This window comes from Kitasatospora sp. NPDC002965 (genome assembly GCF_040611255.1).
GTDB lineage: Bacteria > Actinomycetota > Actinomycetes > Streptomycetales > Streptomycetaceae > Kitasatospora.
On the sequence record NZ_JBEXNT010000232.1, the window covers coordinates 1 to 7,516 of the forward strand.

A 7,516-nucleotide genomic window follows, 5' to 3' on the forward strand; every position below is an offset into this window, starting at 1 on the left:
CCGCCGGCGTCCCCACCCCCGCGGGGCCCGGTCCCCCCGTCGGGCCCCGTTCCTCCGTGGGCGCCGCCCCCGTCGGCGCCCACGCCCCCGCCACCCCCGGACGAGTCCGGGCCGCCTCCGCTCCCGCCACCCTGCCGCCCCTGTCGTCCTGGACGGTGAAGGCCGTTCTGCACGGTTTCCTCCTGTGGTGTGCGGGGCGGTCGTCCGGCGCCTCGACGCGCGCCGCCGGACGGTGGTGCGACCGCGGTCCCGGCCGGTGCGGCAGATCCGAATCTCGCAGCCGGGACTTGCCCGGACCTTGCGAGGGGTGTTGAACCCGCAGGTCAGCGCCGATGTCGCGTTCCGGCGGCGATGGCTACGCTTGCCACGGGCGGCCCGCTCCCCGCCCTGATTCCGCTCGAAAGCAAGGAGATTGACGACATGTCAGTTCGGATCCGCTTGCTCGGGGGCGTCGAGGTGCTGATCGGCCGGCGGGCCGTCGACCTGGGGCACCCGCGCCAGCAGTGCGTGCTGGTGGCCCTGTTGGCCGATCGTGACGCCTGCGTGACCGCGGAGCAGCTGCTCGAACGGGTCTGGGGCGAGGCCCCGCCCCGTGGCGGCCGGAGCACCCTCTACAGCTACCTCTCCCGGCTCCGGCAGGCCCTGGAGGGGTCCGACGAGGCCAGGATCGAGCGCCGGGGCGGCGGGTACGCGGTCGACGTGGACCCCATGGCGGTCGACCTGTACCGCTTCGCACGCTGGACGGGCGAGGCGCGGACCGCCGAACCCTCTCGCGCCAGGCTCCTGTTGGAGCAGGCGGTGGCGCTCAGACGCGGCACGCTGCTGCCCAGGATCGACACGCCCTGGCTGAACGAACTGCGGACGCGGCTCGACGAACGGCACCGTACCGCCGAGGCCGACCTGATGGACCTCAGACTCGACTGCGGCGAGCACGCGGAGGTGCTCGCCGACCTGCAGCGACTCGTGACGGGCCACCCCCTCGACGAGGGCCCGGCGGGCCGGTTCATGCTCGCCCTGTACCGCAGCGGACGCCAGGCGGACGCACTGGAGCACTACGAGCGCACCCGGAGGGAGCTCGCGGAACAACTCGGCGTCGAGCCCGGTCCGGAGCTGCGCCGTCTGCACCTGCGCATCCTGGCCGCCGATCCCGCACTGGAGGCGCCGAGGACGGAGTCGGCCCCGGTGGCCGCCGCGCCGCCGTCCGCCGAGCCGGGGTTCGTCGTGCCGCGCCAACTGCCCCTGCCGCCGGACCGGTTCACGGCCCGGGAGGCGGAGCTGGAGCGGCTCGGTCCGCGTCGGGGCGAGGGTGCCCGCCCCGTCCTGGCGGTCACCGGGGCGGGCGGGATGGGCAAGACCTGGCTGGCTCTGCGCTGGGCCTACGACAACCTGGACTCCTTCCCCGACGGCCAGTTGTTCGTCAACCTGAAGGGCTTCGATCCCTCCGAGCCCCCGATCCGGCCGCAGACCGCCCTGCGCGGCTTCCTCGAAGCACTCGGGGTCGCCCCGCACGCCGTGCCGACCGACCTCCACGGGCAGACCGGCCTCTACCGCAGCCTGACGGCGGCGAAGCGGATCCTCGTGGTGCTGGACAACGCCCACGACACCGAGCAGGTCCTCCCCCTCCTGCCCGGCGGCCTCGGCTGCACCGCCCTGGTCACGAGCCGCCGTCGACTGCCCGGCCTCGTCGTGGCGCACGGAGCGCACGTGCTGACGCTGGGCGCGCTGTCCGGTGAGGACTCCGCCCGGCTGTTCGGCAGCCACCTCGGACACCCGCGTCCGGAGGCCGAACGGGCCGCCACCGACCGGCTGCTCGCGCTGTGCGGAGGGATGCCCCTGGCGATCGGTGTCCTCGCCGCGCGGGCGGCCGACCGGCCCGAACTCGCCCTGTCCGCGCTGGCCGAGGACCTCGGCAGGGTGCGCAACACCCTCGACGCGTTCGGCGCCGGCGACGGTGACACGACCGCCGACGTCCGGGCCGTCCTCACGTCCTCCTACCGGACGTTCGGCGGGCCCGCGCAACGGCTCTTCCGCCTCCTCGGCGCGCACCCCGGCCCGGACGTCTCCCTCGCCGCAGCCGCCGCGCTCGTCGGCGAGCCGGTTCCGGACGTCCGTCCGGTGGTCGCCGAACTCGCCCGCGCCCACTTCCTGACCGAGGACCGCCCGGGCCGGTACACCCTCCACGACCTGGTCCGGGCCCACGCCCTCGAACTCGTCGCGGGGGACGCGGACCGCGACGGCGCCTTCGACCGGCTGGTCGACCACTACCTCCACACCGCGCTCGCCTGCGACAGCCTGCTGAACGTCCACCAGGACACGCCGCCGCTGCCGCCGCCGCAGCCCGGCTCGGGCCCGTGGCGGCCGGCCGACGAGCAGGCCGCCCATGCCTGGTTCGCCGCCGAGTACCCGGTGCTGGGCACGCTCGTGCAGCAGGCCGGCGGCATCCGGTCGGGCACCCGGTCGGGCATCCGGCCGGGTGCCCCCGCCTGGCAACTCGCGAGCACCCTGAGCACGTTCCTCGGCAGGGGAGCACGGTGGCACGACGTGCTGGCCGTGTTCGAGGCGGCGCTCGACGCCGCCACGGCCGCCGGCGACCGGGCCGAACAGGCCCGCGCACACCGCGAACTGGGCTGCGCCACCATGGAACTGGGCCGCCACGACGAGGCCCTCGCCCACCTGGAGGAGTCGGTCCGGCTCTGCCGGGCCCTCGGGCGGCCGGAGGCCGAGGGGCATGCCGAGCTGCACCTGGGATACCTGTGGGAGGTCCGGGGGGACCAGGAACGGGCGCTGCGGCACGACCTGCTCGCCCTCGACCTGTTCGACACGGCCGGCGACGGCATCTGCCGGGCCAGGGCCCTCAACGCGGCGGGCTGGGACTACGCGCAGCTCGGCCGCTACGCCGAGGCGGCCGACACCTGCCGCCGGGCGCTGGACTACCACCGGGAGGTGGGCGACCACCGGGGCGAGGCCAACGCCCTGGACAGCATCGGATTCGCCCTGCAGGGCCTGGGCCGGTACCCGGAGGCCGCCGACTGCTACGAGCGCGCCCTGGTCATCAACCGCACCATCGGCCACCGCTCGAACGAGGCGCAGAACCTCGAACACCTCGGTGACGCGCACCACGCGGCGGGCCACGTCGCCGACGCGCGCGCCGCCTGGCAGGAGGCGGCCGAGGTCCAGACCGACCTCACGCACCGGCTGGACGACGTGGCCCGGCTCGCCGCCAAGATCCGGGACTGCGTCCCGGCCTGACCCACACGACCTCCTCCCCGCACCCCGATCCGGGGCGCCCCCGACCGACGGCCGCCGCCGTCACCCCGACCCGCCGCACCCCGACCCGCCGTCCCCGACGCACCGTCACTCCGCCCCGCGCCCCGCCCGCGGCGGAAAACGTCGGGGCCGGGCGGAGAACCCGGGCGTTCCCGGCACGGGCCGGGGGGCGCCGGGCTAGGGTTCCGCCGGAGGGGGCGGTCGGGATGACGGTGGAGTTCGGGGTACTCGGCACGATCGAGGCACGCGTCGCTGGCCGCCCCGCCGACGTGGGACACCTGCGCCAGCGCTGCGTCCTGGCCGCGCTGCTCGTGGACGCCAACCGGGCGGTGCCCGCCGACGAACTCGTCGAACGGGTCTGGGCGGGCCGGGCCCCGCAGCGGGCCATGGGCACGCTGTACAGCTACCTGTCCCGGCTGCGCCGGGCGCTGGACGGCGCGGGCACCGAGGTGCGGATCGGACGGCAGGCCGGCGGCTACGTCCTGGAGGTGGAACCGGGCGCCGTGGACCTGCACCGCTTCCGTCTGCTCGCCGCGCGGGCCCGGGCGTCGGACGGCGAGCAGGCGGCGGAGCTGATGCGGCAGGCGCTGGAGCTGTGGCGGGGGGAGGCGTTCGCCACCGTCGACACCCCGTGGTTCCACGAGCTGCGCCGCAGCCTGGAACAGGAACGCTTTTCGGCCGAACTCGACGGCACCGACCTCTCGCTCCGCAACGGCCTGCACGGCGAGGTGCTGCCCGCGCTCACCGCCCGCACCGCACAGTACCCGCTGGACGAGCGGCTGGCCGGTCAGCTGATGCTCGCGCTGTGCCGCAGTGGCCGCAGCGCCGACGCCCTGGCCCACTACCGGAGGCTGAGGCGCAGACTCGCGGAGGAACTGGGGGCCGATCCCGGCCCGGCGCTGATGCGGCTGCACCAGCAGGTCCTCACCGACGACCCCGGGTTGGCCGCCCCCCGGCCGGCCCCGCGCGCCGGTCCGCCCGCCGTCCCCGGTCCGCCCGCCGTCCCCGTGCCGCGCCAGCTCCCCGCCTGTCCGTCCTGGCTGACCGGCCGCGACCGGCAACTCGCGGAGCTGGACGGGGCGCTGTCCGCGCCGCACCCGCCCGGCGACGCGGTGGCGGTCTGCGCGGTCGGCGGCAGCGGCGGGATCGGGAAGACCTGGCTGGCCCTGCACTGGGCGCACCGGAACCTCGACCGCTTCCCGGACGGCCAGCTGTACGCGGACCTGCGCGGCTTCGACCCGTCGGGGGAGCGACTCGCGCCGACCGTGGCGGTGCGCGCCTTCCTCGACGCGCTGGGGGTGTCCTCCGACGCCGTGCCCGCTGCCGCGCAGGCACAGGCGCGCCTGTACCGGAGCCTGGTCCAGGGCCGGCGGATGCTGATCGTGCTGGACAACGCAGCCGACGCCGAGCAGGCCGCCGCGCTGCTGCCGGGCAGCGCCACCTGTGCGGTGCTGGTCACCAGCCGCCGTCGGCTGGCCGGTCTGGCGAGCGCCCACGGCGCCCGGCTGCTGACCCTCGACGTGCTGGCCCCGCCGGACGCCCGCGCGTTGATGCTCCGCCACCTGGGGCCGGCCCGCGCCGAGGCCGAACCGGCGGCCGTCACCGCCCTGCTGGAGCACTGCGCGGGCCTGCCGCTGGCGATCAGCGTGGTGGGTGCCCGGGCGGCCGCGCACCCCGGCTTCCCGCTGGCCGTGCTGGCCGAGGAGCTCAGGGACGAGTCGGCGCGACTGGACGCCCTGGACGCGGGTGACCTGACGGCCGACGTGCGGGCGGCGTTCACCGTCTCCTACCGCGCCCTGGGTGCCGGGGCGGCCGAGGTGTTCCGGCTGATCGGCCTGGCCCCGGGGCCGGAGATCGGGACGGCCGCCGTCGCGGCGCTGACGGCCTGGCCGGCCGGCGCCGTACGGACCGCGCTGCGGGAACTGGAGAACGCGCACCTCGTCCGGCAGCCCGTGCCCGGCCGCTACCGGCTGCACGACCTGGTCCGCCTCCACGCGGCCGAACGCGCACGCCAGGAGCCGGACGGCAACGACCGGGCGCTGCTGCGGCTGATGGACTTCTACGTGCACACCGCCGGATTCGCCGCCGAGCGGCTGGATCCGCACCGGGACCGGGTGAGCCCGGCGCCCGCCGGGCCCGGCGTCACCCCGGAGGAACCGGCGGACCACGGCGCGGCCCTCACCTGGTTCACGGCCGAGCACGCCGTGCTGCTCGGCGCGATCGACCGCGCGGTGTCGGCCGGTCTGGACGCGCACGCCTGGCACCTGGCGTGGGCCCTGGAGACGTTCTTCGACTTCCGCGGACACTGGCACGACTGGGCGGCCACCCAGCGGACCGCGCTGGAGGCGGCCCGGCGGCTCGGTGACCCGGCCCGGCAGGCGGGGGCCCACCGCAGCCTCGGCAGCGTGCACACCCAGATGGGTCGACCGGACGAGGGCCACGGCCACTTCCGGCACGCCCTCGACCTCTACCGGCTGCTCGACGACCGTACGGGCCAGGCGCACACCCACCGCGGTCTGGGCTGGGTGCTCGTCCAGCAGGACCGGCAGCGGGAGGCGCTCGGCCACGTCGAGCAGGCGCTCGCCCTGTACCGGCAGACGGGTCACGCGGGGGGCCAGGCCCGGGCCCTGAACAACGTCGGCTGGCTGAACATCATGCTCGGCGACCACCGCACGGCCCTCGACCACTGCGTCCAGGCGGTGCGGCTCAACCGGGAGATCGGCGACCGGCACGGCGAGGCGGGCGCCTGGGACAGCCTCGGCCACGTGCACCACCACCTCGGCGACCACGCCCAGGCCGTCGACTGCTACCGCCGGGCCCTGGAGCTGGACCGGGGCTTCGGTGACCGCTACGGCGAGACGGAGATCCTGGGCCACCTCGGCGACACCCACCTCGCCACGGGAGACCCGGACGCGGCCCGGCAGACCTGGAGGCAGGCCCTGACGATCGCCGAGGAGATCGGCCACCCGTCCACCGACGAACTCCGCGGCAAGCTCGCCGGCCTCCCCGCCGCGCAGCCCTGACGGCACCCGGACCCGTCCTCCCGCCGCACCGCCGTACCGGCGCCCCCCCCGCCCACCATCCGCGGCGCCGCGGATGGTACGGTGCGCAACCCTCACGAACGTGTCGTGCCCCCTTCACCTCGGTGACGGCCGGATGCGTCATGCTCACTGCGGCGGGGCGTCCGCCGACGCGCTCTGACAAGGGGACAGACACGTGGCCGACCGCCGCTCCCTCACCGGCACCTTCTTCACCGGCCTGCTCGTCGCGGCCGCCGTCCTGCTGCCGGTCCGGCCGGTCACGGCCGCGGTCGGTCCCGGCGACCTCCCGTTCGGCTCGGCCACCACCGTCGGTCTGCACAACACCTACGACCCGGCGGCGTTCGGCTTCCTCGCCCAGGGACTCGACACGGGCACCGGCATGATCGAGCTGGACGCCTGGACGGACACCGTCACCAAGGAGTGGAAGGTCAGCCACTCCAACCCGCTCGGCAACGCCAACAACTGCGTCAGCGCGAGCACCCCCGCCCAGCTCTACACCGGCGGGGGCGACAAGAACCTGGAGACCTGCCTGGACGACGTCCGGGTCTGGCTCGGTGCCCACCCCGGCGCCGGCCCGCTCGTCATCAAGCTGGAGCTCAAGGCGGGTTTCGCCGGCAACCGCGGCATGGGCCCCGCCCACCTCGACTCGCTGATCGCCGCTCATCTGGGCGCCGCCGTCCTGCGCCCGGCGGACGTGCTCGCCAAGCCCGGCGGCGGCTCGTACGCGACCGCCGACGAGGCGGTGCGCGCGGGTAACTGGCCGACCAGGGCGGCGCTCGCCGGGCGGGTGCTGGTGTACGTGATCCCCGGCTCCTTCGAGGAGGGCAACCCCTTCGACACCCTGCCCACCGACATCGAGTACGCCCGCCACCTGCGCGACCTGGCCGCGGCGGGCCGGACCGGCGAGGCGCGGATCTTCCCCGCCGTGCACGGCGCCGCGTCCGGCGACCCGCGCACCAAGTACGCGGAGACGTCGATCCGGCCGTGGTTCGTGGTGTTCGACGGTGACGCCGCCGCCTACGCCGGCGGGATCGACACCTCCTGGTACGACGCGCGCCACTACCTCCTGACGATGACCGACGCCCACAAGGTCGCCCCGGCCATCAGCGCCACCCGCCGAGGGCGGCGGGCAGGGCAAGGGTGTCAGTGGTCATGGTGCGGGTCATCCCCCCTGGGACGGTGACTGCCCGGCGACGGCGACTGCTGCC

3 protein-coding genes are annotated in these 7,516 nt (G+C 75.7%); all 3 read left to right on the forward strand.

All coding sequences use genetic code 11. The features are described 5' to 3' along the window. Positions 1-420 precede the first annotated feature (420 nt). Positions 421-3,249: a BTAD domain-containing putative transcriptional regulator gene (locus ABZY91_RS40735; protein ID WP_355409141.1), complete on the forward strand. Its 2,829-nt coding sequence runs from the start codon at positions 421-423 to the stop codon at positions 3,247-3,249. A 224-nt stretch (positions 3,250-3,473) separates the two neighbouring features. After that, positions 3,474-6,290 (forward strand): BTAD domain-containing putative transcriptional regulator, encoded by a 2,817-nt coding sequence (locus ABZY91_RS40740; protein WP_355409143.1) that lies wholly within the window; start codon positions 3,474-3,476, stop codon positions 6,288-6,290. 193 nt (positions 6,291-6,483) lie between these two features. Next, positions 6,484-7,491, forward strand: a complete 1,008-nt coding sequence (locus ABZY91_RS40745; RefSeq protein WP_355409145.1) for a phosphatidylinositol-specific phospholipase C domain-containing protein — start codon at positions 6,484-6,486, stop codon at positions 7,489-7,491. The last annotated feature ends 25 nt before the right edge of the window (positions 7,492-7,516 follow it).